Here is a 26,472-nt window from a genome sequence, read left to right as displayed (position 1 = left end):
ATGAGCCTCCCACCCAGGGCAGTGCTGGTGCACCGGGCGACCGAGCTGACCGAGCTGGTCGCCCGGCACGGGACCCGTCAGCAGGCCGGCTTCTTCCTGGCCGGCCGCGGCCGGGACCTGGCCGAGCTCGACGCCCGGCACCAGGCCCAGCAGGAGGCGCTCGCGACCGTGTCGGCCGCGATCCCGCCGGACTGGCGGCGTGCTGTTGCCGAGCGCAACGACCTCGACCGGTTCGGGTTCGGCCCGGAGGACGTGGTGATCGCGGTCGGCCAGGACGGCCTGGTCGCGAACGTGGCGAAGTACCTGGACGGCCAGCGGGTGATCGGGATCAACGCCGAGCCGGCGCGCAATCCCGGCGTACTCGTGCCGCACGAGCCGGCCGCGATCGCCGAGCTGCTGCACGAGCGGGCCGTCGTGGAGCGCACGATGGTGGCCGCGAGCACCGACGACGGGCAGCAATTGATCGCGCTGAACGAGGTCTACATCGGGAATCGCACGCATCAGTCCTCGCGCTACCGACTGTCCTCGCCGGACAGCCTGCCGGAGCGGCAGTCCTCGTCCGGGATCCTGGTCGGCACGGGCACCGGGTCGACCGGCTGGTGCCGATCAGCCTGGCAGGAACGGCGCAGTCCGCTGGCCCTGCCGGCGCCGACGGACCCGACGCTGTGCTGGTTCGTCCGTGAGGCCTGGCCGTCACCGGCGACCGGGACCGACAACACCGAGGGCTTGGTGAAGGCGCCCGACGTACTGACCATCACCGCCGAGTCGGACCTCGTGGTCTTCGGCGACGGCATGGAGTCGGACACGCTGGCGATCGGCTGGGGTCAGCGCGTCGAGGTCGGCGTTGCCCCGGTCAAGCTGCATCTGGTCGTGTGACGTCCGACCGACTGCAGGTGAGCAGCAACTGAGTCCCGGGCGCCGCGCCACCGGTCGGGTCCGGCCGGGTCACGCTGGTCAGCACGAGCACTCGGTCGGCCTGTGGCGTGTAGTCCGGCAGGTTGTCCGTCTGGGCCGAGCCGACCATCCGCACCCGCCGTTGCCAGCCCAGGTACGTCGCGAAGACGTCCGACTCGGCCGGAGACGCCGCTGTGACCAGCTCGAGCCGCGACCGGAACTCCTTGGCCCGCGACGCTTCCACCGGCTTCAGGTAGGCCAGCGAGCTCGCCACCAGCGGCAGGTGCTTCAGTGCGGCCGCACAGTCCGCCGGCCAAGCCTCCGCGCCGTTGACGACCAGCAGGTCCGCCGGAGGTACGTCGTCCAGCGTCGCCACCGTGACCGGGTCGGTCGGCGTGACCCGCGACCGGTCCGGGACCAACTGCACCGGCCTTCAGAACGGAGCGTCGCGTCGTGAGCATGCGCCCGACCGTAGGTCGCCCGGATGAACTCCGGCTAGACCTCCTTCGACGGCTGAATGATCAACTCCGGCAGATTCACCTCACGCGGTCGACCGACGACGTAGGCGACGAGCTCGGCGACCTCGGACGGTGGCACGGCCGGCAGACTGGTCCTGAGCTCGTCGACCATGCTCCGAAGCTCGGCCGTGAACTGGTCGGCCAGCTCAGTGCCGTCGATCATGCCCGGCTCGACGTTGGTCACCCGGATCCCGTCGCCGGCGAGCTCCGTCCGCAACGCGCGGGACAGGTAGCTCACACCGGCCTTGGAGGCCCCGTACGCCGCCATCCCCGGCATGAAACGGTCCGCAGCCAGCGACGAGACGTTGATCAGGTCGGTCGTCCTCGTCGCGGCCGAGCGCTTCAACGCCGGCAGGAAGGCGTGGGTGACGGTGAGTACGCCGGTCAGGTTGACGTCGACGGTACGGCGCCAGTCGTCGGCCGGCACGTCGCCGAACGGGACCACCTTCATCGTCCCGGCGTTGTTGACCAGCAGATCGAGGTCGCCGAAGCGCTCCTGGACCAGCTGAGCCGCCTCGGCCACCGCCCCTGGCTCGGTCACGTCAGCCGGCACGACGAGCGCCGTACCACCGGCTTCGGAGATCTGGGCGGCGACCTTCTCCAGGCGGTCGCGACGCCTGGCAAGCAGCGCGACGGACGCACCGTCCGCGGCGAGACGAGTAGCGATGGCGGCGCCGATCCCGCTGGCGGCGCCAGTGACGAGTGCGATGCGTGAGTTGTTGGTCATGCGCCCACCTTCCGGCGGTCGAGACCAGCTCAGAAGGGTCGCTTCAACCTAGGTCCGGCAGTACCACCCAGGTCGTTGAAGTGCCGGAGATACTGGTCGGGTGAGCGCGCGACCACAGCTGGGAGAGTTCCTGCGGACCCGCCGGGCCCGGGTGCGGCCGGAGGATGTCGGTCTGGCACCCGGCCACGACCGCCGCGTCGCCGGGCTGCGGCGCGAAGAGGTCGCGCTGCTGGCCAGCGTCAGCGTCGACTACTACATCCGCCTCGAGCAGGGCCGGGCCGAGAACCCGTCCGTGGCGGTGCTGACTGCCGTCGCGGATGCGTTGCGGCTGAGTCCGGCCGAGCGTGATCACCTGCGGATGCTGGCCTGCAGCGCTCCACCAGCGGTGCCGGCGCGGACCGCCGTACGGCCGCAACTGGAGGCGATGATCCAGGCGATGCGCGACGTTCCTGCGATCGTGGTCGACCGGCTGAGCACTGTGCTGGCGTGGAACCGCGGCGCAACGGCAGTGATCGCGGACTTCGACGACCCGCGCAACCGGAACCTGGCCCGGCTCTACTTCCTGGACCCGCACGCTCGGGAGTTCTACGCGGACTGGGAGACCGTCGCGCGGGACGCCGTCGCGCTACTCCGGCGCACCTCGGCCGAGTACGCCGCCGACCTCGAACTGACGGCCCTGGTCGACGAACTCCGCACCGCCAGCCCCGACTTCAACCGCTTCTGGACATCCCAGGACGTCGCCGCCCGCTCCCACTGCCCCAAGACCCTCAACCACCCCACGGCCGGCCAACTCACCTTCACCCTCGAATCCCTCCAAGTCCCCGGCGACACTCCCCACTACGTCCTCACCTACACCCCCGCCAACCCCACCACCCAAGCAGCCCTCGAAACCCTCCTCACCACTCAGTCCCCGTTGAGGTCGTCGGCGTAGGAGACCGGGGACCTGCGCCACCCGTTGTCCTGCCGGTGCCAGCGCAGCAGCACGCCGTCCTTCCGCAGCCCGTACAGCTCGGTCCGCGGCGCGACCGCACCGGTGTTGTACGCCGACCACTCGACCAGGCTGAAGTTCGACCAGCCACCGCCGATCCGTTGCAGGTGCGGCCCCGGCGGCTCGACCTCGTCGTTGCCGTCGACCGCGTACGAACTGCCGTACAACGCGTCCCCGATGACGACGTACCCGGACCGCACGCTGCCCGCGCCCGACTTCGGGTAGTCCTCGAAGTGACTCGCGATCCGTACCTGGCCGGCTGAGTACACCCCCGTCGTCGTGCTGGACCGAGTGAGCGAGGGCGGCGTCGTCGTGGTGACGACCTTGAACGTATGCGCCCCCGCACCCGCTACCGCGCCGACCCACGCCGTACAGGGCGCGGACGTCGCGGCCTCGGCCGCCGACGGCACCAGCCCCAGCGCGAGTACGGCGCCGCAGGCGAGCCCGACCGCCCGTCGAACCATCCGGATCACTCCCCGTTCAGGAAGTCGTAGTAGGAGACCACGGACCACCGAAAGTCGAGCGGGTCACCGAAGGTGCCGCCCTCGACCTTGCCGAGGCTGTTGATGATCGTCGACGTGCCGTTCGCGTGCCCGACGGCGTACAGGTAACCGGCCTTGGTGTCCTTGTCGATGCCCAGCAGCAACGTGCCGTACTGACCGCAGCGGTTCGCGACCAGCGTCTCGAAGCCCTGCCAGCTCCGCGTGCGGACCTGCTTGACGACCGGCTTCATCGGCGAGGTGACCGGGATCCGGATCGTGTAGAGCGCGCCGCCCTTGGTGTTCGCCAGGAAGGTGTCGTACCCCGGCCGCTTGCTGATCACGGCCATCGTCTTCACCGCCGAGAACCCGGGGTACGAGCCGGTGGCGCGCCAGCCGTTCTGGGTGACGTGCCAGCGGAACAGCACGCCGTCGGTGCGCAGCGCGTAGAACTCGGTCCGCGAGACGTCGCCCGATTCGATGGTGTCGTACGTCGCCCACTCGATCAGGCTGAACTTCGACCAGCCGCCGCCGATCCGTGTGTACTGCACGGGACCCTCGAGCTCGTTGAGCCCGTTGGTGAGGTAGCCGGCGCTGTACAACGAGTCCCCGATGATCACGTAGCCCGTGTTCACGCTGCCCGCGCCGGACTTCGGGTAGCTCTCCCAGTGACTAGTGAGCCGCACCTTGCCCGGGCTGAACGCGCCCGCCGTCGTGCCGCCGGTGTTGATGGACGGCGGCGCCGTCGCGGTGACCGTCCGGCCAGTGTGTCCGCCGGTAGCAGTCACACCGCCGACTCCCGCCGTACAGGCCTCAGTCGCACTCGTCCCCGTCGCCTGCGCCACCGGTGACGCCAGCCCCAGCGCCAGGACTGCCCCGCAGCTCGCACCCAGCATCCGTCGCCACATGTTCGGTTCTCCCTCGCTTCGCCCGTCTCGCTCACTCGATGCGCGGCGTGCCCGAGAAGTTGCGGCGCGAAGTTTTTCCCGTGCTGTGCACAGGAAGCCCGGCGAGGCGACCGCGGCCGGCGTCGACGTCCCGGTGATCATCCAGGCCTCGCCGTACTACGCGGGTGACAACAAGGCCTACTTCGACGGCAACGGCGTCCGGCAGGTGTTCGGCAGCTGGCTGGACAACTACTTCGTGCCGCGCGGGTACGCCGTCGCGTTCGTCGACATGCCGGGGACCTTCCGGTCGACCGGTTGCAGCGACGTCGGCGCGGACCTCGAGGTGCTCGGCACCAAGGCCGTGATCGACTGGCTGAACATCGGGCGGTGTTCCTGAGCGACGAGCTGGAGAAGGCTGTTCGGGTCACCAGGACCGGGAAGGTGTCGGTCCGGGTCAAGGTCAACAAGGTTGCCGCAGGCATCAAGGCGCGGTTGGTGGACTACGGTACGGCGACTCGCTACACCAACGTCACCAACGTGCCGAACACCTCGGTGTGCTGGGGTGACGGGAACGCCCTCGACACGGGCTGCTACGCCGACACGCAGGTCAACACGGCGGTGTCGGACACGTCCGTCGTGGTGCGGACGCTGGCCGACGTCGGGCACTACAAGTCCTTGTACACCAAGGAATCGCTGCGCTCGGACCAGTGGTACGACCTCAGCTTCGAGCTGAACGCCGACGACGTGGTGTTCGCCCCCGGCCACCGCCTCGGCCTGGTCCTCACGGTCGAACCCGACAACCCTTCCGTTCCCTTCACCGGAGCCACCATCACCCTCGACCCCACCCGCTCCTCCCTGACCCTCCCACTGACGGGCTACACAGCGGCGCTGCAGACCGCGGAAGCCCCGCAGTCCCGCATCCCATCCACCCGCCTGGCCCAACCCGAGCCGGAAAAGGACCCGGCCGAGCTGATGCGCCAAATGGTGGAAACCTCCCGCTAGCCGCCCGAACCATTTCATGGGATAACCCCTTGCCGTGTCCCTTCTCCCCTCGTATTCCCGGGGAGAAGGGACCATTTCAGGGGATATCCCGTGAAATGGGGAGGGAGGCGTAGGCGGTTACGAGGGTGGCTGCGTCCTTTGACCACTTGAGGTCTGTGGCGGCTGAGCGGACGCCGTCGGTGTAGGTGCTGTAGTTGTTGATCAGGTCTTGGACGGCGGTGGTCAGGGAAGCCGGATCCCCGGGTGTGTAGAGGGTGCCGAGTTTGTACTGGGTCACCACGGCACGGAGCTCGGGGAGATCCGCAGCGACCACGGGGACGCCGGCGCGGACGGCGTGGAAGAGTTTGTTGGGGAGCGCCAGACGGTGGTTCTCGCAGGTGTTGGTGAGGGTGACCAGCGAGATGCCGTACGAGCGGAGCGTGTCGTCGACCTCGTCGATCGAGCGCTCGGCAACCGTCTCCACCGGCCCGAGATCCAAGCGGTAGTTGGGATCCACCGACCCCATCAGCACAGTCCGGAACGGCGCCAGCTGACGCGCGGCCGCCACCACCGTCGGCAGATCACGCCCCGCCCCGACGCGACCGGCGTACAGCAATCCCTCCGGCCGGTCCGGCGCCGCCGGCACGTCGTCGGCCTGCGGGAACGTGTTCCGTACGACGCGAACGTCAGCCAGCCCGCGTTCGCGCAACCGCCGCGCAATCCCGTCCGACACCGTGATCACGAACCGCGCCTTCGACGCCAGCGAAACCTCGTACCGCCGCCCACGCGCCCGCCACAACGGCGTCGGCCGCCCAGGCAACGCCCGGTCGAACCACAGCTCGTGGGTGTCGTAAACCAGGTCGGCCGACCACTCAGCGGCAAACGAAGCAGCAAGCTCCAACGTGTTGAAGTCGTGCGCGTGCACCACGTCGAACGGGCCCGCGGCGGCCACTCGAGGTGCCGCCGCGGTTCGCCACTGCTTCTCGGTCCGGTCCCGATGCTCCGGCAGCAGCAGCCACCGGCCGAACCGCTGGACCAGCACCTTCGGCCCGTTCCGACCGTGCCCGACCGCCGGGCCGCCGTTGCTGCCCCGCAGACCGGCCGACCGGGAGACGGACTCGACCGTCACCCCCGGACCGACCTCGAAGCCTTCCGGAACATCGCGGCCGATCACGTGAATCTCGTGACCGGCCGCGACCAGAGCCGTTGCCTCCCGCAGGATCCGCGAGTCCCCGGCGATCGGGGACTGCGCGATCATCAGTACCCGCATGTCACTTTCCGCCGAGGAAGGGCAGCAGCACCTCCACGGACTTGCGCCCGTCGTGCAGCTCACGGACGTACTCCGGACCGGCGTCGGCGATCTTGCGGGCCGTGTCGCGCTCGGCGACCAGCCGCTCGATCACCTCGGACAGGTCGTCCGGGGTCGCCTCCGCGATCGGCAGGCCGGTCGGCAGCAGGTCGCGGACCGGGTCCGCGATGTGCCCGACGGTGACCCGCCCGGCCGCCATCGACTCGCAGGCGAAGACGCCGTACGAGCCGAGCAGCAGCTGGTCGACCACGATGTCGGCGTTGCGCACCATCTCCGCGAGTTCGGAGTGCGGGACGCCCTGCACCCGCTGGTACTTGATCAGGCCTCGCGCATCCAGGTCCGTGAGCACCGGGTCGACGTACACCGACCCCTTCAGCGCGCTGGCCGACGGCGCGTGCAGCACCACCGGCACCTCCCGCTCCAGCACCGGAGCGGTCGAGGCGAACTCCTCGAGGTCGACCGTCAGCGGCAGCCAGATGCCGTTGTCGACGAACTCCAGCAGGTCCGGCGTGGTGACGAAGATCGTCCCCTCGTAGCCCTCCAGGTGCGTCCGCATCAGGTCGTTCGCGGCCTGCAGGCGCGTGGTCAGCTCGTCGTCGGCGTTCCGGAACGGCGACCACTGGTACTGCGCCCGGTGCTGCGCCGGATCGCGGATCTCCGAGCCGTGGAAGACCAGACCGTGCTTGATGCCCGCCTGGTCCAGCATCGGTACGTCGTTCGTCCACATCTGCCCGCGCTGCTGCCCGAACATCGGCCGGCCGGCCTCGAACAGCACGTGGGTGACCTCGCGCAACGCGTACGCCGTCAGCTCCAGCTGCCAGCGCAGGTCGGACCGGTACTGGCGGTAGGTGCCGGTCCGGTGCACGCGGAAGTCGAACGCGCCGCTGCCCGTGGTCAGCGACTCGGCCTTGAGGTTCGGCACCTCACGCTCGAGCGCGGTCGCCCACAGCCACGCCTGGCCGGCGCTGTTGACCGGGCCGAGCAGCAGCCGGCGCTCCTTCTTGATCGCCCGGCCGCCCGGCTGGACGACCTCGAGCTGCTGCCCGACGAGCTCGCCGTACAGGCCGCGCAGCTTGTTCGCCTGGCCGGACCAGGAGACCTCCTGCTGGTACACCGGGTCGGCGACGCGCTCGCGGTAGGTGTCGAGGTCGCCGAGGACCGTGCGCACCTTCGACGCCAGGTCGTGCGCGTCGGCCGCGACGAAGACCTCGCCGATCCGGATCCGGTCGACGAACTCCTTCATGCTCGGCATGTTGCTGACCACCACCGGCAGCCCGGCGAAGGCGTACTCGAACAGCTTGTTCGGCAGCGCCATCTCGTGGCTCGGGTAGCGCAGGATCGGGATCAGGCCGACGTCCGCGGTCCGCAGGAAGGCGACCACCTCGTCCGGCTTCACCGGGTCGAGGCAGTGCAGCCGGTCCTGCACCTCGAGGGTCGCAGCCTGAGCCTGCAGCGCCCGTACGGCGTCGGTCGCGACACCCGGCACGCACACGACGGCCAGGTGCGCGTCCGGCAGGTCCACCAGCGCCTGGACGGCGGTCTCGATCCCGCGGGCCCGGGTGACACCGCCGCTGTAGACCAGCAGCGGGACCTCCGGGCGCAGGCCGATCCGGCTGCGGATGTCGGACACCTCGACCGACACGTCCGCCGGGTTCGGCGTGTTCATGATCACCGCGGGCTCGTGATCGAGGTCGTGGTCCTTCTGCAGCGTCCGCGCGATCGCCGGGCTGACCGTGATCACCCGGTCCGCGTCGCGGATGTACTCGGCCTCGTGGTTGGCCCAGGCCGCGATCGACCGGCGCGTGCGAGCGCCGTACCGGGACAGGCCGGCGACGTACTCGTGCGCGTCGTAGACGACCTTCAGGTGCTTGCCGCGCAGCTTGGCCCGGCCGGCGGCACGGGTGGCGACACCGATCACGTGCATGTCGTGCGCATGCACGACGTCCGGCTCGAGTCGATCGATCAAGTCACCGAAGGCGATCTCGAGGTCCAGCGCCTCGGGGTGCAGCTTGCGCCACGGCGCCGGCCACCCGAGCCGGTGGATCACGCCGTCGTACGCGCGCCAGCCGAACTTGAACGGCACGTCGGCCTTGTTCCCCACGCCCTTGCGGACCCAGGTCGCCTTCTTCGCGGCCTGCCACCTGGACCGCCGCAGCAGCCGGGTGGCCACGCCGGCCTTGAACTTCAGTGGATTGCCCTGGCCCGCCTTGGCCCGCGCGATGGCGTGCCCGGAGTCGGACTTGAGCTCCTTCAGCTCGGCCTGGATCCGCTGGCTGCGGGCGACGTACGTCGACCGGTTCTTGTACCCCACCAAGGGCGGCCGCCAGTCCCGGCGGGCCTTGCGGCTCCGCTTCCGCTCCTCCCGGAGGCTGAACGGAACCGCCACCCGGACGATCAGCGCGCCGTCGAGCATCTCCCTCGACGGCAGGCCGCTGGCCGAGACCCCGAGCACAGTCACCTCTGCTCCGGTCTCGGCCAGTGCTGCGGCCTCCTTGCGGACCCGACTGTCGTTGGTGACGTCGTTTGCGACCATCATCACGACCCGCAGGCCGGCATGTGTCACTGGCTGACCGACCTTCCGATCACGATCCGGCGGACGCCGGCCCAGCGCGCTGGGTCGGTGCGGTCACGGCCGTCCACGAGCACCTGCACGCCCGGCAGCTCGGCCGGGGTCAGCTGCGCGTACTCGGGGTGGTCCGCCTGCAGCACAGCCGCGTCCACCGGCGCGCCCAGCGCGTACGGCGTGAAGCCGAGCTGCCGGAGCTCCTCGTCGGTGTACAGCGGGTCGTGCACGGACACCTCCGCACCACGGGCCTTCAGCGCCTCCACGGCCGGGAAGACCCCGGAGAACGCGGTCTCCTTGACACCACCACGGTACGCCGCGCCGAGCACGACCACCTTGGCTCCGGCCAGGTCGCCGTACGCGCCCTCGAGCAGGCCGACGGTGTAGTCGGGCATGCCGAGGTTCGCCTCGCGGGCGGCCCGGACCACGGTGGCGTCCGGGTCGGTCCACAGGTAGAGCCGCGGGTAGACCGGGATGCAGTGGCCGCCGACCGCGATACCGGGCCGGTGGATGTGGCTGTACGGCTGCGAGTTCGACGCCTCGATCACCTGGTGCACGTCGATGCCGTGCTCACCGGCGAACCGGGCGAACTGGTTGGCCAGCCCGATGTTCACGTCGCGGTAGGTGGTCTCGGCCAGCTTCGCCAGCTCGGCCGCCTCGGCCGACCCCAGGTCCCAGACGCCGTTGCCGCGCTCCAGGTCGGGGCGGTCGTCGAAGTCCAGCACCGCCTCGTAGAACGCGGTGGCGCGCTTGGCGCCCTCCTCGGACAGGCCGCCGACCAGCTTCGGGTACTTGCGCAGGTCCGCGAAGACGCGGCCGGTCAGCACCCGCTCCGGCGAGAACACCAGGTGGAAGTCCTGGCCCTCGGTCAGGCCGGAGACCTCTTCCAGCAGCGGCTTCCACCGGTTCCGGGTGGTGCCGACCGGCAGGGTGGTCTCGTAGCTGACCAGGGTGCCCGGGCTCAGGTGCTCTGCCAGCGACCGGGTGGCGCTCTCCATCCAGCCGAACTCCGGCTCGCCGGTCTTCTCGTCGACGAACAGCGGCACCACCAGTACGACGGCGTCGCTGCCGGGGATCGCGTCGGCGTAGTCCGTCGTCGCCCGCAGGCGGCCGTCGGCCACGGTCTCGGCGAGCAACTCGGCCAGGTGCGCCTCACCCGGGAACGGCTCCTGCCCGGCGTTCACCTGCTCGACCGTCTTCGGGTTGATGTCGACGCCGACGACCTGATGGCCCTTGGCCGCGAACTGGACCGCCAACGGCAGCCCGATCTTGCCTAAGGCAACAACACTGACACGCACAGGAACTCCACTAGGTAGTGATTCTTCATCGGGGGCCTCGGAGCTTCCGTTCCAGCGGGTGCTCGACGAACTTGTAGAGCAGCCACGAGGCGAAGATCGAGAGGACAAGGACACCGGCGTACCAGGTCAGGTTGGACCAGCCGATCGGCCCGGCCACACCGTGGTACTCCTTGATCGCGTACAGGATGGTGGCGTGCACCAGGTAGAACGCGTACGACCACTGGCCGAGCGCGACCAGCGGCTTGCTGCGCAGCCAGGACCGGCCACCGCGGGTGTCCCGGGAGGCGACGGCGAGGATCAGGAAGCCGTACAGCAGGGTCAGGACTTCCTTCTGGCACAGGCTCATGGTGGTCGCGAACGGGACCTGGGTCGGGTGCAGACCGGAGTAGTACAGCGTGTACAGACCGGCGGAGGTGACGAGGAAGGCGAACCAGACCGGGATCCGCGGCTTCCAGCCGGTCCGCAGCGCGATCGCCAGGCCGATCCCGAACAGGAACGCGACCGAGTGCAGGATCGGCTGCGGTAGCACCGGCACGAGGTCCTTGTAGTGGAACAGCGCCAGTCGGTAGGCCCCGCCGAGGACGATCACCGCGACGCACAGGATCAGGCCGCCGGCCACCTTGAGCTTCTTCGTGGCCCGCCAGACGAACGGGAAGTACGCGTAGAAGAACGCCTCGACCGACAGCGTCCAGCCGGCCGGGTTGCCGCCGTACAGCACGACCGGGTTGTTCGACCAGCCCTGCAGCAGCAGGCCCGACAGCACCAGCACGGTGATCGAGACCGGCTTGATCCAGGACATCCCCTCCGGCGGGTCGAACCGGTAGAAGACGAAGATCGCCGCGATCAGGGTGAGGAAGTACAGCGGGAAGATCCGGGCGAACCGGCGCCGGTAGAAGGTGCGGATCTTCGTCCCCGGCTGGGCCGACCAGGTCAGCACGAAACCGGACAGCACGAAGAAGAACGTGACCCCGGACGTCCCGTACTTCAGGAACCTGTGGATCGGCAGCGGGGCCAGCTGGGTCATGTGGTGCGCGAACACGAAGAACGCCGCCCACCAGCGCAGGCCGGTCAGCGACTCCACCCGCGGCAGCCGCTTGCGGGGCTCGGTCGGCGGCGGCCCGGACTCACCCGGGAAGCCACTGACCGGAGCACCCGGAGGCGGCGCGGCCGTGTCGGTGGTGGTAATGGCCGAAGCCGCCGGCCCCGGAGAGCCCGGGGTGGGCGGCTGGCTCTGTTCTTCGGCGGCTTTGGTCACGTAGTTACTCCGTGAGTGCGGCGACGACACGCTCGGCGGCGTGTCCGTCTCCGTAGGGCATGGGGCGGTCGGCTGCCGGCGCCGGCCGGGCGGCCAGCTCGGGCAGCTTGCTCACGTCGGACGTAAGGACGTTCCAGCCGTCCTCCAGGGTCTCGACCCACTCGGTCTCGGTGCGCAGCGTGGTGCAGACCCGGCCGAGCAGGAAAGCCTCCTTCTGCAGGCCGCCGGAGTCGGTCACCACACCGGACGAGCCGAGCACGGCCGCGACCATGTCCGGGTACGCCAGCGGCTCCCGGACGTGCAGCGAACCGTCCGGACGCTCCAGCTTGATGCCGTGCTCCGCGCACTTCGCGACCAGCCGCGGGTGCGCCAGCAGCAGCACCGGGTAGCCGGCGTCGGCGAGACCGTCGACGATCGCGGCCAGCCGGGCCGGGTCGTCGGTGTTCTCGGCCCGGTGGATCGTCGACACGACGTACTCGCCGCGCTTCAGGCCTTCCGGCAGCTGGAACGAGTCGTCCGTCACCGCGTCGCGGACCCGGAAGCACACGTCGGTCATGACGTCGCCGACCAGGCGGGCGCGGTCCTTCAGGCCCTCGTTGGCCAGGTGGTCCATCGCCACCTGGGTCGGAGCCAGCAGGATGTCGGCCGCGTGGTCGGTCAGGACCCGGTTGTGCTCCTCCGGCATCCGCCGGTTGAACGACCGCAGCCCGGCCTCCAGGTGCGCCACCGGCAGGTGCATCTTCACCGCCGACAGCGTCCCGGCCAGCGTCGAGTTGGTGTCGCCGTACACGAGCACCCAGTCGGGCTTGTGCTCGTCCAGTACGGCGTCCATCGCGGACAGCATCGAGCCGGTCTGGACCCCGTGGCTGCCGGACCCGACACCCAGGTGGACGTCCGGGTCCGGGATCCGCAGGTCGGCGAAGAACACGTCGGACATGTTCTTGTCGTAGTGCTGGCCGGTGTGCACGATCACGTGCTGGTGCTCGGTGGCGGCGAATGCCTCCGCCACCGGCGCCAGCTTGACGAACTGCGGTCGTGCCCCGACGACGCTCAGGACCTTCATGACTCGGCGGGCTCCCCGGCGACCTTGATGGTGCGGTCCTCACCAGCGGACTGGATCACGGCCTCGGCCACCCGGACGGTGGTCAGGCCCTGCTGCAGCGTGACGATGTCGGCCTCCTTGCCCAGCACGGCGTCGCGGAACGCCTCGTGCTCGGTGCGCAGCGGCTCCGGCTTGCTGATCGCGTACCGGATCATGTCGCCCTCGCTGACACCGCGGAAGTGCGCGACGTCGTCCCAGGCGGTCTGCACGGTGCCGTTGGCGTGGAAGGACAGGTCGGCCAGCAGCGTGTCGGCGATGAACGCGCCCTTCTCGCCGGTGACGACGGTGAGCCGCTCCTTCATCGGGGACAGCCAGTTGACCAGGTGGCTGGTCACGGTGCCGTCGGCGAGCTTGCCGGTCACCGCGATCAGGTCCTCGTACTGCCGACCGGACTTGTGCGCGCTCTGCGCGGACACCGTGACGAACGGCGACTGGGTCACCCAGGCGGTCAGGTCGATGTCGTGGGTGGCCAGGTCGAGCACCACGCCGACGTCGGCGATCCGGGCCGGGAACGGGCCCTGGCGGCGGGTCGTGATCTGGTAGATGTCGCCCAGCTCACCGGCCTCCAGCCGCACCCGCAGCGCCTGCAGCGCCGGGTTGTACCGCTCGATGTGACCGACCGCGCCGATCACACCGGCCGCCTCGAACGCCTTGGCGATCTCGGTCGCCTCGGCCGAGGAGCCGGCCAGCGGCTTCTCGATCATCGCGTGCACGCCGGCCTCGGCCAGCGCCTTGGCGATCTCGGCGTGGTACTGGGTCGGCACCGCGACCATGCAGTAGTCGATGCCCTCGGCGATCAGCTGCTCGATGTTCTCGTGCACCGGACGGCCGGCGGCGACGTTGAACTTGTCACCGCCCGGGTCCGCGACGGCGACCAGGTCGACGCCCTCGAGGGACGCCAGGACGCGGGCGTGGTGACGCCCCATCATGCCCAGGCCGATCAGGCCCGCTCGCAGGTTCGCCATCTCACGCACCAGCCTTCGCCACGGTGTTCACCGCGGCCACGATCCGGTTCAGGTCTTCCTCGGACAGCGAGGGGTGGACCGGCAGCGAGAGCACCTCGGCCGCGGCCTTCTCGGTCTCCGGCAGGTCCAGCTCACGCCGGAACGAGGGCAGCCGGTGGTTCGGGATCGGGTAGTAGACGCCGCAGCCGACACCGTGCTCGTTGCGCAGCGCGTCGGCGAAGCCGTCGCGGTCCTCGGTCACCCGGATCGTGTACTGGTGGTACACGTGGGTCGCCTCGGCGGCCACCGCCGGGACGGCGACACCCTGCAGGTTCGCGTCCAGGAAGGCCGCGTTCTCCTGCCGCTGCTTGGTCCAGCCGGCCAGCTTGGTCAGCTGCACCCGGCCGATCGCGGCGTGCAGGTCGGTCATCCGGTTGTTCAGGCCGACCAGCTCGTTCTCGTACTGCTTGAGCATGCCCTGGTTGCGCAGCAGCCGCATCCGGCGCTCGATGTCGGCGTTCGCCACCGAGTTCATGCCGCCCTCACCGGACGTCATGTTCTTGGTCGGGTACAGGCTGAACATCGCGAACTCGCCGAAGGTACCGACCTGCGCGCCGTTCCAGGTCGCGCCGTGCGCCTGCGCGGCGTCCTCGTAGATCTGGATGCCGTGCTTGTCGGCGAGCGCCTGCAGCGCGGTCATGTTCGCCGGGTGGCCGAACAGGTGCACCGGCATGACGGCCTTGGTCTTCTCGGTGATCGCGGCCTCGACCGCGGCCGGGTCCAGGCAGAAGTACGTCGGCTCGACGTCGGCGAACACCGGGGTGGCGCCGGTCAGCGCGACGCTGTTCGCGGTCGCGGCGAAGGTGAAGGACGGGACGATGACCTCGTCACCGGGGCCGACACCCGCGGCCAGCAGACCGAGGTGGAGACCCGACGTGCCGGAGTTCGTCGCGACGCACGCACGGCCGGAGACCAGCGCTGCGCCGAACTCCTGCTCGAACGCCGCCACCTCGGGGCCCTGGGCCAGCATCCCGGACTGCATGACCCGGTCGACGGCTTCGCGCTCCTCCTTCCCGATGATCGGCTTCGCGGCCGGAATCGGCTGCACCATCAGTTCTCCTCCATGTCTTCACCGGCCGGCCGCAGCCGCCCGTCGGTTTCGATGTACATCTCGCCCGTGTTCGGGCACTTCCACTCGCCGTCACCGACGGCGAGCAGCGGAACGCCGGCCTTGCCGACCCACTTGATGCGGCGGGCCGGTACGCCGGCGACCAGCGCGAAGTCTGGCACGTCCTTGGTCACCACCGCACCCGCGGCGACGGTGGCCCAGCGGCCGATGGTGACCGGCGCCACGCAGACGCTGCGCGCCCCGATCGAGCAGCCTTCCTTCATCGTCACGCCGACCGGCTCCCAGTCGTGGCCGCTCTTCGGCGACCCGTCCGGGTTGACCGCGCGCGGGAAGTAGTCGTTGGTGAGCACCACGGCCGGGCCGATGAACACGCCGTCCTCGAGCACGGCCGGCTCGTAGACCAGGGCGTAGTTCTGGATCTTGCAGTTGTCGCCCATCCGGACCCCGGTCCCGACGTAGGCGCCACGGCCGACGATGCAGTTCTTCCCCAGCACCGCGTTCTCGCGGATCTGGGCCAGGTGCCAGACCGACGAACCGTCGCCGATCTGGGCGCGGTCGTCGACGTCGGCGGACGGCGCGATGCGGGACGTCACAGGATCTCCTTCGTACTGAGCCAGCTGGTGAGTGCTTCGGCCGAGCGGCGTCCGTCGTGCAGCTCCGCCACGAAGGCGGGTCCGGCGGCCGCCCGCTCGGCGGCGGCGTCACGATCGGCGATCAGGCCGGTGAGAACATCACCCAGAGTGTCGGGATCCGCCTCCACGATCGGCACCTCTCGCCCAGTCAGAGTACGCACCCGTTGGCGCACACTTTCACCGACGTACGAGACGACGATCCGCCCGGCGGCGAGCGCTTCGGCAGCCGCCACGCCGTACAGGCCAATTCTGAGCTGGTCTACAACGATGTCAGCGTCGCCGATGACCCCCGGCATCCCGCTGTGCGGCACACCGGTGATCCGCCGGTACTCCAGCACCCCGCTGTCGTGCAGCTCGGTCAGCACGGCGTCGATCCGGTCGGTGCCCTTGAGCTGCGCGTTCGACGGAACGTGGACGACGACCGGACGCTCGCCGCTGAACAACGGCCGCGCCGCCTGCGCCCACGGCGCCGGGTCGATCGCGACCGGCAACCACTGCGCGTCGGGTACGTCGTCCAGCAGGTCGACCGTGGACACGAAGACCGGCAGGCCCAGGCTCTCGACGAGCTCGGCGTGCCGGCGGGCCTGCGTCTCCAGGCGCTCGGTCAGGTCGTCACCGGGGGCGAACGGCGACCAGCGCTCGCGCTTCGCGTGCCGGCTGGGCAGCCGGATGTCGGAGCCGTGGAACAGCAGACCGACGTTCACGCCGGCTGCCAGCAGCGCGGCGATGTCGGCGGAGGCGTCCGGGAAGCCGCGGGCGCCGAAGATCGGGCGCAGCGACTCCACCAGGACGTGGGTGTGCGAGCCGACGTACTGCTCCTGGGCGCGCTGCCAGCGGGGCTGGCCGAACCACGCGAGCGCGACGCCGTAGTCGGTGGCGAACTGGAACTGGCCCTTGCGGTGCAGGGCGAACGAGACGGCGCCGACCTCGGGCAGGGTCTTGGCAGCCTGTGCCCAGGCGTAGCCCTGCCCGGCGGAGTTGGTCGGTCCGACCAGCATCCGCACTGGGGTCGTCGCCACCGGCGGGAACGCCGGCAGCTGCGCGTACGAGTACCGCAAGCCGCGCAGGCGCCGCCGGACCGCTCCCGCGGTCCGGGCGAGTGGCGCCGGCAGGTGCTCTCGGATCGAACGCGACGCCGTCATCGAATCACCCATTACCTGCCGGTGCCTTCAGCATGTCCAGCTCGCGGCGGGCGGCCGGGATGCCGAGCACCACTGGGGTGCTCGCCTTCCGCTGGCCGAGGTTCCAGCCGGCCCAGATCGCACCGGCGTCCAGGGCGACCACGACGTCGGCCTTCTCGATCGTCGTCATCACGTCCCGGCGACTCAGCACCCGGGCCCAGTAGGTCTTCCCCAGATCGCTGCTGGCCCGCTGCCCTCGCAGGAACTTCACCGGCGCCGACGTCTTGATTGCCTTAGGCAACATCCGCCCGGCGACCTTCTTCCCCTTCCGCGCCCGCCACTGCACAGCCTTGACGACCCGCTTCATTCCAGTGGGCCTGGGCTTCGGAGTGGGCGCAGGTGCGGGACCGGCGTCGGTGACTGCGGCGGCTGCAGGAGCAACCTGAGCTTCGTCCGCGGTGACAGCTTCCGGTTCGGCGACCGCCTCGGGGGCGATGACCGCGTCGGGGGCTTCTTCCGTCGGATCGGCGACCGGCTCGGGCTCGGGCGCGGGAGCGGCGGGCATGCGGCCGGGGCCGATGAGGGTGAAGGAGTTGACCTTGTCGGCCACCCAGCCACCCGGTGCGACCCAGCCGACCACGTCGAGGACGACGTTCGGGTCGCCGAGGTCCTCCTTGACGGTGTCGAAGTACGCCGGAGGCAGCCGGCGGGTGCTCAGCAGTACGACGTTCTTCACGCCCGGACTCCCTTCACGGCGGCGGCCAGCGACTCGATCCGCGGGTCCAGCTGCAGGTCCCGCCGGTAGGACGCGCCGAACTCGCGCGCCTTGGCCCGGATTCCCTCGTCGGCCGTCCGGGCCGCGTGCGCGGCCTCGGTCAGCGCGGCCGCGATCGCCTCCGGCGTCACCTCGGCCACCGGGAACCACAACGGGTGCCCGCGCAGCACGTCGGACGCCGCGTTCTCCGGGTCGTGCACGGACACGACCGGCAGCCCGGTCGCGAGGTACTCGAACACCTTGCCGCTGGTCACGTACCGGCCCTTGCCGAGCATCAGCAGCTGGACGTCGAACTCGTCGTACGCCTTGGCGATCTCGGCCTTGCCGACCGGGCCCTCGTAGCTGACCCCGTCGTCCTTGGCGTTGTTGATGGTCGCCAGCATGTCGGCCCGCGGCTGGGCGTAGTACCCGAGGTAGCCGTGGATCTTCGCCTTCGCGCCGGCCAGCTCCTCCGACGACGAGCGGGCGATCTGCCAGCCCTCGACGAACTCGGCCAGCGGCACCTTCGGCGACACCGTGCCGACGTACCCGAACACCAGCGGGCGGTCGGTGACCGGCCCGCGGTCGTTGGTGTCCGGCACCAGGTCCGGGTCGAAGCCGTTGGCGACGGTGTGCATCCTGGCGGCGTGCGCCGGGTAGAGCTGCTCGTGCCAGTCCTTGATCGGGTCGTTCACGAACCAGACCTCGCGGGCGGACTCGACCAGCTTCTTCTCCCACTTGGCCGCGCGGCTGTTCGGCTCGTGCAGCCGGTCACCGGTGAAGACGTCCAGCAGCCAGGCGTCGCGGTAGTCCATCACGTACGGCACGCCGTGCTTCTGGTGCAGCCGGTACGCGGCGGTGAACGCGACGTGCGGGTTCGCGGTGGCGACGGTCAGGTCGACCTTGTGGGCGGCGTGGATCCGCTCCGCGGCCTTCTCGATGATCGAGCGCCACGGTCCGTATCCGGTCTCCGGGAACGGGATCTGGTCCTGCTTGGTGCGCCACTTGCTCCACAGCTTCGGGTTCGCGGCCCGGCGCTTGGACCACTTGCGCAGGTCGGCTTCCAGGATCGGCCACTCGAACGGGACCCGGACGACCTCGACGGACGGGTCGACCCGCTCCTCGAGGGTCAGGTCGGCGCCGGTGAACCGGTGGAAGGTCTCCCGTTCGGCCGTCAGCACGGTCACCTTCCAGCCGAGCGCGGCGAACCGGTTGGCCGTGGCCAGGGCCCGGTAGACACCGCCGCCCCGGCAGGGCGGGAAGCCCCAGGCGACGTACAGCAGGTGTGGGCGGTCGGTCATGTACTTCCTCTTACCAAGTCGAGAATCGCGTCGGCCAGTTCGTCGTACGGCGTGGTCGTGGGCAGATGGTCCGCCGCCCACTGAAGCGCGTGGTCGCGCAGTTTCTCCAGCTCACCCGGATCCGCGGACCAGCGCCGCAGCGTCTCGGCCGCCTCCGTCACCGAGTCCACCAGGACTCCGCCACCGGACTCCTCGATCACCTTGGACTGCCGGGGCAGCCGGGTGGACAGCACGGGAAGACCGCTGGCGAGGTACTCGTAGATCTTGGACGGCATCGCCTCCACGAAGGCCGGAGTCGGCTGCAGCATGGCCAGGCCAGCCCAGGCGCCCTGCGTGAGCCGCCACGAGTCGGCCGGCGGCTGGCGTCCGTGCAACCGGACCCGGCCGGCCAGGTCGGACTGGCCGATCCGGGCTTCGAGCTGGTCCCGGTCCGAGGGTGCGACCGGGCCGATCAGGTCGAGTGACCAGTCCGCCGCCGCGGCGACGGTCTCGACCATGTCGAACAGGCCACGGCTGGCCCGCAGGTCCCCGACGTACACGGCCCGTGGCGCGCCGGACGGCGGCGTCGGGGCCAGGAACGGCACGTAGGGGAAGTTCTGGACGACGATCCGCCGCTTGGCCTCGTGCGGCGCGAGGTGCGAGTCGGCGACCACGGTCAGGTCGGCCCGGGCGGCCAGCTTGGAGCTGGCCCGGACGATCAGCCGGGCCGGCAACCCGGCCGGGCCCTTCGCCCAGGCGCGGTCGGCGAGCAGCCGACCGTAGTCCTCGTGCACGTCGGCGACCATCTTGCGGCGGCGCACGGCGGTGACGAGCCGGGTGACCGGGATCATGTCCGGGTCGACCGTCATCACCACCTTCGCGCTGGTCCGCCACGGCAGCACCGCCGTCCGGGCCAGCCGCTGGACCAGGTTGCCGCGCGGACCGGCGTGCACGACCGCGCCGGCCGGTCCGGCCTCGGCTTCACCCAGGCCCCAGAGCTCGACGCTGAGCTGCCGGCGCTGCAGCGCCGCGGTGATCTTGTGCAGGCGCGCGTCCGCCACGTCGTGACCGGTCGTGATGATCCCCACGTCCGGCGCCGTGCTGCGTGCCATCGGTCAGAGGTCCTCGAGCGAGACGGATTCCGCTTCGCCGACCTGCAGGAACTTGGTGTACGCCGCGATCACCTCGTCCGGTTGCCCCCGCATCATCAGCTTGCCCTTGTGCAGCCAGATGCAGTCGTTGCAGAGCTCGCGGACGCTGCTCATCGCGTGGCTGACCAGGAACATGGTCCGGCTGTTGGTGACCAGGTCCTGCATCTTGGCCGCGGCCTTGGTCTTGAACTTGGCGTCACCGGCGGACAGCGCCTCGTCGATCAGCAGGATGTCCGGGTCCATGTGCACCGCGACGGAGAACGCCAGCCGGCTGAACATGCCGGACGAGTACGTCCGCATCGGCATCTCCATGAAGTCACCGAGCTCGGCGAACTCGGCGATCTCCTCGTACCGGGCCTGGATCTCCTTGCGGCTCAGGCCGGCCGCCAGGCCGCCCAGCACGACGTTCTCCCGGCCGGACAGCGCCGCGTTGAAGCCGACACCGAGCGACAGCAGGGTGGAGACCCGGCCGTGCACCTCGATCCGGCCGGTGGTCGGCGGCAGGATGCCGGCCACCGCACGCATCAGCGTCGACTTGCCGGCGCCGTTCGCGCCGATGATGCCGATGGTGGTGCCGTGGTCGACGTCGAAGGACACGTTCTGAACGGCCTTGACCTCGCGGACCGCCCGCTCGCCGCGGCCGAACCGGACCAGCGCGCTCTTGAAGGTCGGCACTCGCTCGAACGTGGTCCGGTAGGTGATGGACACGTCCTGGACCTTCACGGCCGGCATGCCCGACGGGGTCTTCTGCATCGGCTTCTTCTCGGTCTCAGAGACGGACAACGAACTCACGCTCCCTCGACATGAAGAACAACGAGCCGATCACGAACGCCGCGATCGCCCAGAAACCGGCGCCGGCCCACATCTCCCAGTTCGGGATGTCGCTGCGGACCAGCAGGTCGGTCCACCCGCCGATCAGCGAGTAGAGCGGGTTGTACTGGATGAAGCCCTTGAACTTCTCCGGCGCCTGCTCGGCGAACCAGAGGACCGGGGACAGGTACAGCCAGATCCGGACGAAGTACGGCAGGAAACTCGTGGTGTCGCGGAAGTACACCTGCAGGGCGGCGAAGATCATGCCCATCCCGGCCGCGAAGATCGTCAGGAAGGCCAGGAAGACCGGAGCCAGCAGCATCTGCCAGCCCAGCGGCTGGCGCATCAGCAGGTGGATCACCAGATACACGCCCAGCGTCGGCAGGAACCGGAAGAACGCCGTCCGGACCGCCGACAGCGGCAGCAGCATCCGCGGGAACGACTGGTTCATCAGCAGCTTGCCGCCGCCGACCACGCTGGCCGCACCGGCGGTCATCGCACCGGAGAAGTAGTAGAAGGCGAACAGCCCGCCGCACATGTGGGCGAACCGCTCCGAGGCGTCGACCTTCGAGCTACCGCCGGCGATGATGTCGACCAGCAGGTAGTACACCGCCGCCAGCAGCAGCGGGTTCAGGACCAGCCACACCTGACCGAAGAAGGTGTTGGTGTTGGCCGCCCGGATGTTCGTCCGGGACATCTCCGCCGCGAACTCCCGGCGCTGCCACAGCGCCTTGAAGTAGGGACGCAGCTTCGGCAGGCCGACCTTGTGCGGTTCGTACACGTGCACCGACGGGTTGAACTCCTCGTCGACGCTTGTCGCGTTCATTCAGGCGACGCCTCTCTCTGCCCGGTATCCGACTGGGGCTCGGCGGCTGCCGCCCGGTACGACGGCGGGCCACGCAGACCGGGAAGCAGAGTAGCGGATCGGCGTCAATACCGACGACACAGTGGTCCTCCATAGTGAGCAACGACGTACAGACGGCTACCAAACGTCGAGCCCTGCACCGAAGCACCGACTGACGGCTCCGTCGCGGTCGCCCATCGCCGATCGTTATCTGGAATATACATTTGACGCCCTCGGACGGCCAAAACGCCTTCCACAGCACGAAAAATCGCGGTCAAATCGCGGCTGCGGCCGGGACGGTGTTCAGAGGTACGACGTCCGCCGTACGCCGGAAGTTCGCAGGCCCCGGAGTGACGTGTCCCACCGCGATTGTGAAGCCGGTGAGCTGTGCGGGCTGCTGTTACCGGTGGGGCCCCAGGGGGTGCTTCCTGGCCGGGGCGAGCCGGGCGGGGCACGTCAGGTCCCCGCTCCCCATGGACAGCCTCACCATCCACGGAGTTCCGCTCAGCACCTCCCTGGGGTCCACCCTGGATCCGGGGGCCTGCCCGCCATGGGCGGAAGCGGGCCGGGCACACGCCGGATCGACGGGCACGATGACCAGGGCGGCGGTCATCGCACCATGGGCCTGTCCCCACATCCCCTGCAGTCGCGAGCAGGTGCTCGGCGGTGTGGCTCGGCGTGCTGGGGCGAAGGTCTCGATGCGGAGCATCGTGGCCTTTGCACCAGTGCGGCGAGGTGCGCCGCCGAGTGCCGCGCAGCACGCAGGGGATGTGGGGACAGGCCCAAGACCGACCGAGGAAGGCAGGTGCGGGTTCGCACCGGGGGCGGCAGCGCCGAAGCGAGCGGCGGCGGGATGCAGAACCGGTCGCATCGGACTCTCCTCCTCATCGGCCTCACGATGGAGATGCACAGTTTGTACACCCTCCAGCACAGCCGGTGATGGCACGGAAGTGCGAGGGCACCGATGCGCCGGGATCGAGACCCAACCGAAACGGGCTCCGCTGACGTGACAGCGAACTCGGGCCAGAATTGGAACAGCAGCCCGGCGGCGCTCAGGTGGTCCGTCGCCGGGCTGCTGGACCTCAATTCTCGCTCACGACTGCGAAGAAGTGGTGGCCAGATGGTGACACGGCACAACAATGCTGACAGGACAACAAACATCGCTGGGTGCGTACAAGTCGCCACGGACAGTGCGTACCTCGCTGACTGTACGGTAACCGCTATCGCCCTACCCTGGAACGGCGGTAGCGGACAGTGACAGCACTCGGAAGGGAGGGGAGGGTTGTGAGCACAACCGACACGGAGCGTGCCGACCACCTGCGCGTCCTCGGGCTCAGCGACGACGAGATCAAGGTCTACCAGCACCTGCTGCGGACCGGCCCGTCGTCGATCACCGAACTGGACGACGCGGTGCCCGACCGCCAGGCCACCATCGACGCGACCCTCGGCGGGCTGGTCCAGGCCGGGCTCGCCCGACGGTCCGGCTCGGACCACTCCCGCTACCTCCCGGTGCCCCCGGACGCCGGTCTCGAGGCGATGACGCTGCGCCGCGAGTCCGAGCTCAAGCAGGCCCGGATCGAGGTCCTGAATGCGTACGACGAGTTCCGCCGGACCGTGCACAACGAGTCCACCACGCACCTGATCGAGGTCGTCACCGGGAACGCGATCGTCGAGCGGATCCGGCAGATCAAGGGCGGCGCCCAGCGCGAGATCCTGGCCATCGACTCCCCGCCGTACTACATCGGCGGCCCGAACCAGGAGGAGATCGACCACCTCAAGCGCGGCGTCTCCTACCGGGTCGTGTACTCCCCGGAGTCGGTCGAGGTGCCCGGCTACCTGACCGAGAACATCCTGCCGTGCGTGGAGGCCGGTGAGCAGGCCCGGGTGCTGCCCGACGTGCCGGCCAAGCTGACCATCATCGACGGCTCGATCGCGTTCGTGTCGATGTCGGTGCGCGACACCGACGTGAACCGGTCGCTGCTGATCATCCGGCCGAGCAGCCTGCTGACCGCGCTGATCGGCATGTTCGAGCTGTGCTGGCGCAACGCGCTGCCGCTGCACGCCTCGGTCGGCGCGGAGGACGACCGGCTGGAGCCGATCGAGCGCCGCCTGCTGGCGTTGCTCGCGACCGGCGCCGCGGACGACACGATCGCGCGCACGCTCGGCATCAGCCGCCGTACCTTCTTCCGCTACCTCGAGCGGCTGATGAACCGCACCGGCGCCAGCACCCGCTTCCAGCTCGCCCTGCACGCGGCCCGGGAGAACTGGCTGTAAACCCGTTGCTCAACACAACAAAGGGTCCCCGGCAAACGCCGGGAACCCTTTGTTCCAACGATTTCAGGACGCTGCGGCGGTGAACTCCTTCGCGACGACCTCGGCGATCTGCGCGGTGTTCAGGGCCGCGCCCTTGCGCAGGTTGTCGCCGCAGACGAACAGCTCGAGGGCGTTCGGGTCGTCCAGGGACTTGCGGATCCGGCCGACCCAGGTCGGGTCGGTGCCGACCACGTCGGCCGGCGTCGGGAACTCACCCTCGGCCGGGTTGTCGAACAGCAGCACGCCCGGCGCGTCCCGCAGTACCTCACGGGCCTCGTCGGCGTTCACCTCGTGCGCGAACCGGGCGTGCACCGACAGCGAGTGGGTGGTGATCACCGGCACCCGGACGCAGGTCGCGGACACCTTCAGGTCGGGCAGGCCGAGGATCTTGCGCGACTCGTTGCGGACCTTCAGCTCCTCCGACGACCAGCCCTCGTCCTTCAGCGAGCCGGCCCACGGTACGACGTTCAGCGCCAGCGGAGCCGGGAACGGGCCGAGCGCGTTGCCGATCACTCGCCGTACGTCGCCCGGCGTGGTGCCCAGGTCGCGATTGCCGGCCACCTTCATCAGCTGGTCGTAGAGCGCGTCGATACCGTCCTGCCCGGCGCCGGAGGCGGCCTGGTACGACGCCACGACCAGCTGCTCGAGCTCGTAGCGGTGGTGCAGCGCGCCCATCGCCACGATCATCGACAGCGTCGTGCAGTTCGGGTTCGAGATGATGCCCTTCGGCCGGTTCCGGGCCGCCTCGGCGTTCACCTCGGGCACCACCAGCGGCACGTCGTCGTCCATCCGGAACGCGCCGGAGTTGTCCACCACCACGGCGCCCTTGGCGGCCGCGATCGGGGCCCAGTGCGCGGACACCTCGTCCGGTACGTCGAACATCGCCACGTCGATGCCGTCGAAGGCCGCCTCGCTGATCGCGACGACCTCGACCTCCTCGCCGCGGACCTTGAGTTTCTTGCCTGCGGAGCGCTCGGACGCGATCAGCCGGATCTCTCCCCACACGTTCTCGCGGGTGGAGAGCAGGGCCAGCATCACCGTGCCGACGGCGCCGGTGGCGCCGACCACCGCCAGCGCGGGCAGGCCCGTCCGGTCCTCGGTCTGGTTGTCCAAAGCGCTCACAGGGGTCACCGTCCAGTTCCTCCGTACACGACAGCTTGGGTGTGCTCGTCGTCCAGGTCGAATGCAGTGTGCGCCGCGGTCACGGCGGCGTCCACCAGGTTCTCGTCCACCACCACCGAGATCCGGATCTCCGAGGTGGAGATCATCTCGATGTTCACGCCGGCGTCGGCGAGGGCGGAGAAGAATTTCGCGGACACGCCCGGGTGCGAGCGCATTCCGACACCGACCACCGAGACCTTACCGATCTGGTCGTCGTACAGCAGCTGCTCGTAGCCGACCTCGTCCTTCATCCGGGCCAGCGCGGACATCGCCCGGGCGCCGTCGGCACGCGGCAGCGTGAACGAGATGTCGGTGCGGTTGGTGGCGACCGCCGACACGTTCTGCACGATCATGTCGATGTTGGTCTCGGCGCCGGCGACCGTCTCGAAGATCCGGGCGGCCTCACCGGGCTTGTCGGGCACACCGACGACCGTGATCTTGGCCTCGCCGCGGTCGTGGGCCACGCCGGAGATGATCGCCTGTTCCATCTGATTCAGTTCCTTCGCATCGACGACCCAGGTGCCTTCCTTCTGCGAGAAGGAGGAGCGCACATGGACAGGGACGTTGTAGCGCCGCGCGTACTCCACGCAGCGCAGGTGCAGCACCTTGGCGCCGCAGGCGGCCATCTCGAGCATCTCCTCGTAGGAGATCTTCGGGATCTGCTTCGCGGCCGGCACGATCCGCGGGTCCGCGGTGAAGATGCCGTCCACGTCGGTGTAGATCTCGCAGTAGTCCGCCTCCAGCGCGGCGGCCAGCGCGACCGCGGTGGTGTCGGAGGCGCCGCGGCCCATCGTGGTGATGTCCTTGGTGTCCTGGGCGACGCCCTGGAACCCGGCCACGATCGCGATGTGGCCCTCGCCGAGGGCCTCCTCGATCCGGCCCGGCGTGATGTCGATGATGCGCGCGTTGCCGTGCGCCGAGGTGGTGATCACGCCGGCCTGCGACCCGGTGAACGAGCGGCCCTCGTAGCCCAGGTTCGCGATCGCCATCGCCAGCAGGGCGGCCGAGATCCGCTCACCCGAGGTGAGCAGCATGTCGAGCTCGCGCGGCGGCGGCAGCGGGGAGACCTGCTGGGCCAGGTCCATCAGTTCATCGGTGGTGTCGCCCATGGCCGAAATGACCACCACGACGTCGTTCCCGGCCTTCTTCGTCGCGACGATCCGTTGGGCCACGCGCTTGATGCTCTCGGCATCGGCGACCGAAGAACCGCCGTACTTGTGCACGACGCGTCCCACAGGTGTCTCCTCAAACCACTGGTTGCGGTACGCCGTGCGGCGTTGCACCAGGCGTAGTCTCGGGCCCTCATTCTAGCCGTGACTCGTTCGTTGCCTA

At 69.6% G+C, this 26,472-nt stretch carries 25 protein-coding genes; 5 read left to right on the top strand and 20 right to left on the bottom strand.

Going from position 1 to position 26,472, the window contains the following annotated elements; translation table 11 throughout:
• Positions 1-876, top strand: a complete 876-nt coding sequence (locus tag ACIBGM_RS13145) for a hypothetical protein (RefSeq protein WP_396385561.1) — start codon at positions 1-3, stop codon at positions 874-876.
• Here the strand turns inward: ACIBGM_RS13145 and ACIBGM_RS13140 are convergent.
• Together ACIBGM_RS13140 and ACIBGM_RS13135 are read right to left on the bottom strand one after the other, a co-directional pair.
• Positions 854-1,321 (bottom strand): hypothetical protein, encoded by a 468-nt coding sequence (locus ACIBGM_RS13140; RefSeq protein WP_396385560.1) that lies wholly within the window; start codon positions 1,319-1,321, stop codon positions 854-856. The two genes, ACIBGM_RS13145 and ACIBGM_RS13140, sit on opposite strands and share 23 nt — an antisense overlap.
• Positions 1,322-1,389: 68 nt before the next feature.
• Positions 1,390-2,139: an SDR family oxidoreductase gene (locus ACIBGM_RS13135; RefSeq protein WP_396385559.1), complete on the bottom strand. Its 750-nt coding sequence runs from the start codon at positions 2,137-2,139 to the stop codon at positions 1,390-1,392.
• A gap of 100 nt (positions 2,140-2,239) precedes the next feature.
• On the opposite strand from ACIBGM_RS13135, the gene ACIBGM_RS13130 reads away from it, so the two are divergent.
• Positions 2,240-3,070 carry a helix-turn-helix transcriptional regulator gene (locus ACIBGM_RS13130; protein ID WP_396385558.1) on the top strand — a complete coding sequence of 277 codons (831 nt, stop codon included), beginning with the start codon at positions 2,240-2,242 and terminating at the stop codon, positions 3,068-3,070.
• On the opposite strand, the gene ACIBGM_RS13125 is transcribed toward ACIBGM_RS13130, so the two are convergent.
• Both ACIBGM_RS13125 and ACIBGM_RS13120 read right to left on the bottom strand, forming a co-directional pair.
• The gene (locus ACIBGM_RS13125; RefSeq protein ID WP_396385557.1) at positions 3,043-3,591 is read right to left on the bottom strand and encodes a hypothetical protein; all 549 of its coding nucleotides are present in this window, start codon (positions 3,589-3,591) and stop codon (positions 3,043-3,045) included. The genes ACIBGM_RS13130 and ACIBGM_RS13125 overlap by 28 nt on opposite strands.
• A 5-nt stretch (positions 3,592-3,596) precedes the next feature.
• Positions 3,597-4,514, bottom strand: coding sequence for a hypothetical protein (locus tag ACIBGM_RS13120; RefSeq protein WP_396385556.1), 918 nt, complete (start codon positions 4,512-4,514; stop codon positions 3,597-3,599).
• A gap of 85 nt (positions 4,515-4,599) precedes the next feature.
• On the opposite strand from ACIBGM_RS13120, the gene ACIBGM_RS13115 reads away from it, so the two are divergent.
• Both ACIBGM_RS13115 and ACIBGM_RS13110 read left to right on the top strand, forming a co-directional pair.
• On the top strand, positions 4,600-4,890 hold the full coding sequence (locus tag ACIBGM_RS13115; protein ID WP_396385555.1) for a CocE/NonD family hydrolase: 291 nt from the start codon (positions 4,600-4,602) through the stop codon (positions 4,888-4,890).
• Positions 4,881-5,495 carry a CocE/NonD family hydrolase C-terminal non-catalytic domain-containing protein gene (locus tag ACIBGM_RS13110; RefSeq protein WP_396385554.1) on the top strand — a complete coding sequence of 205 codons (615 nt, stop codon included), beginning with the start codon at positions 4,881-4,883 and terminating at the stop codon, positions 5,493-5,495. The genes ACIBGM_RS13115 and ACIBGM_RS13110 overlap by 10 nt, the downstream gene beginning before the upstream one ends.
• Positions 5,496-5,571: 76 nt before the next feature.
• Here ACIBGM_RS13110 and ACIBGM_RS13105 read toward each other — a convergent pair whose 3' ends face one another.
• Genes ACIBGM_RS13105 through ACIBGM_RS13040 form a run of 14 tightly spaced genes read right to left on the bottom strand, consistent with a single transcriptional unit; the run spans position 5,572 to position 21,648 of the window.
• A complete protein-coding gene (locus ACIBGM_RS13105) occupies positions 5,572-6,744 on the bottom strand; it encodes a glycosyltransferase (RefSeq protein ID WP_396385553.1) in 1,173 nt (390 codons plus the stop codon).
• A 1-nt stretch (position 6,745) separates the two neighbouring features.
• Positions 6,746-9,346 carry a glycosyltransferase family 4 protein gene (locus ACIBGM_RS13100; protein WP_396385551.1) on the bottom strand — a complete coding sequence of 867 codons (2,601 nt, stop codon included), beginning with the start codon at positions 9,344-9,346 and terminating at the stop codon, positions 6,746-6,748.
• Entirely contained in the window at positions 9,343-10,644 is a 1,302-nt protein-coding gene (locus tag ACIBGM_RS13095; protein ID WP_360519062.1) for a nucleotide sugar dehydrogenase, read from the bottom strand. Before ACIBGM_RS13095 ends, ACIBGM_RS13100 begins: the two co-directional genes overlap by 4 nt.
• A gap of 25 nt (positions 10,645-10,669) precedes the next feature.
• Complete coding sequence (locus ACIBGM_RS13090) at positions 10,670-11,899, bottom strand: acyltransferase family protein (RefSeq protein ID WP_396385549.1); 1,230 nt, start codon at positions 11,897-11,899, stop codon at positions 10,670-10,672.
• 4 nt (positions 11,900-11,903) lie between these two features.
• A complete protein-coding gene (gene wecB, locus ACIBGM_RS13085; protein ID WP_360519068.1) occupies positions 11,904-12,962 on the bottom strand; it encodes a non-hydrolyzing UDP-N-acetylglucosamine 2-epimerase in 1,059 nt (352 codons plus the stop codon).
• The gene (locus ACIBGM_RS13080) at positions 12,959-13,966 is read right to left on the bottom strand and encodes a Gfo/Idh/MocA family oxidoreductase (protein ID WP_360519071.1); all 1,008 of its coding nucleotides are present in this window, start codon (positions 13,964-13,966) and stop codon (positions 12,959-12,961) included. Before ACIBGM_RS13080 ends, wecB begins: the two co-directional genes overlap by 4 nt.
• 1 nt (position 13,967) lies before the next feature.
• The gene (locus ACIBGM_RS13075) at positions 13,968-15,059 is read right to left on the bottom strand and encodes a DegT/DnrJ/EryC1/StrS family aminotransferase (protein ID WP_396385832.1); all 1,092 of its coding nucleotides are present in this window, start codon (positions 15,057-15,059) and stop codon (positions 13,968-13,970) included.
• Positions 15,056-15,667 carry an acyltransferase gene (locus tag ACIBGM_RS13070; RefSeq protein WP_396351961.1) on the bottom strand — a complete coding sequence of 204 codons (612 nt, stop codon included), beginning with the start codon at positions 15,665-15,667 and terminating at the stop codon, positions 15,056-15,058. Before ACIBGM_RS13070 ends, ACIBGM_RS13075 begins: the two co-directional genes overlap by 4 nt.
• Complete coding sequence (locus ACIBGM_RS13065; RefSeq protein WP_360519074.1) at positions 15,664-16,848, bottom strand: hypothetical protein; 1,185 nt, start codon at positions 16,846-16,848, stop codon at positions 15,664-15,666. The genes ACIBGM_RS13070 and ACIBGM_RS13065 overlap by 4 nt, the downstream gene beginning before the upstream one ends.
• Positions 16,849-16,852: 4 nt before the next feature.
• Entirely contained in the window at positions 16,853-17,563 is a 711-nt protein-coding gene (locus tag ACIBGM_RS13060) for a hypothetical protein (protein ID WP_360519077.1), read from the bottom strand.
• Complete coding sequence (locus tag ACIBGM_RS13055) at positions 17,560-18,882, bottom strand: glycosyltransferase (protein WP_360519080.1); 1,323 nt, start codon at positions 18,880-18,882, stop codon at positions 17,560-17,562. Before ACIBGM_RS13055 ends, ACIBGM_RS13060 begins: the two co-directional genes overlap by 4 nt.
• Positions 18,879-19,973 carry a glycosyltransferase gene (locus ACIBGM_RS13050; protein ID WP_360519083.1) on the bottom strand — a complete coding sequence of 365 codons (1,095 nt, stop codon included), beginning with the start codon at positions 19,971-19,973 and terminating at the stop codon, positions 18,879-18,881. Before ACIBGM_RS13050 ends, ACIBGM_RS13055 begins: the two co-directional genes overlap by 4 nt.
• Positions 19,974-19,976: 3 nt before the next feature.
• Complete coding sequence (locus ACIBGM_RS13045) at positions 19,977-20,795, bottom strand: ABC transporter ATP-binding protein (RefSeq protein WP_360519086.1); 819 nt, start codon at positions 20,793-20,795, stop codon at positions 19,977-19,979.
• Positions 20,782-21,648, bottom strand: a complete 867-nt coding sequence (locus tag ACIBGM_RS13040) for an ABC transporter permease (protein ID WP_360519089.1) — start codon at positions 21,646-21,648, stop codon at positions 20,782-20,784. The genes ACIBGM_RS13045 and ACIBGM_RS13040 overlap by 14 nt, the downstream gene beginning before the upstream one ends.
• A 1,302-nt stretch (positions 21,649-22,950) precedes the next feature.
• Between ACIBGM_RS13040 and ACIBGM_RS13035 the strand changes: the two genes are divergently transcribed.
• Positions 22,951-23,940, top strand: a complete 990-nt coding sequence (locus ACIBGM_RS13035; protein ID WP_396385548.1) for a helix-turn-helix domain-containing protein — start codon at positions 22,951-22,953, stop codon at positions 23,938-23,940.
• 63 nt (positions 23,941-24,003) lie between these two features.
• Here the strand turns inward: ACIBGM_RS13035 and ACIBGM_RS13030 are convergent, their stop codons facing one another.
• Positions 24,004-25,110, bottom strand: coding sequence for an aspartate-semialdehyde dehydrogenase (locus tag ACIBGM_RS13030; protein WP_360519095.1), 1,107 nt, complete (start codon positions 25,108-25,110; stop codon positions 24,004-24,006).
• Entirely contained in the window at positions 25,107-26,375 is a 1,269-nt protein-coding gene (locus ACIBGM_RS13025; RefSeq protein WP_360519098.1) for an aspartate kinase, read from the bottom strand. The genes ACIBGM_RS13030 and ACIBGM_RS13025 overlap by 4 nt, the downstream gene beginning before the upstream one ends.
• Between the last annotated feature and the right edge of the window lie 97 nt (positions 26,376-26,472).

Origin of the sequence: Kribbella sp. NPDC050470 (assembly GCF_044458365.1) — a bacterium.
Classification (GTDB): Bacteria; Actinomycetota; Actinomycetes; order Propionibacteriales; family Kribbellaceae; genus Kribbella.
The sequence above is the reverse complement of the archived record's forward strand: the minus strand, read 5'-3'. Positions and strand labels throughout refer to the sequence as shown.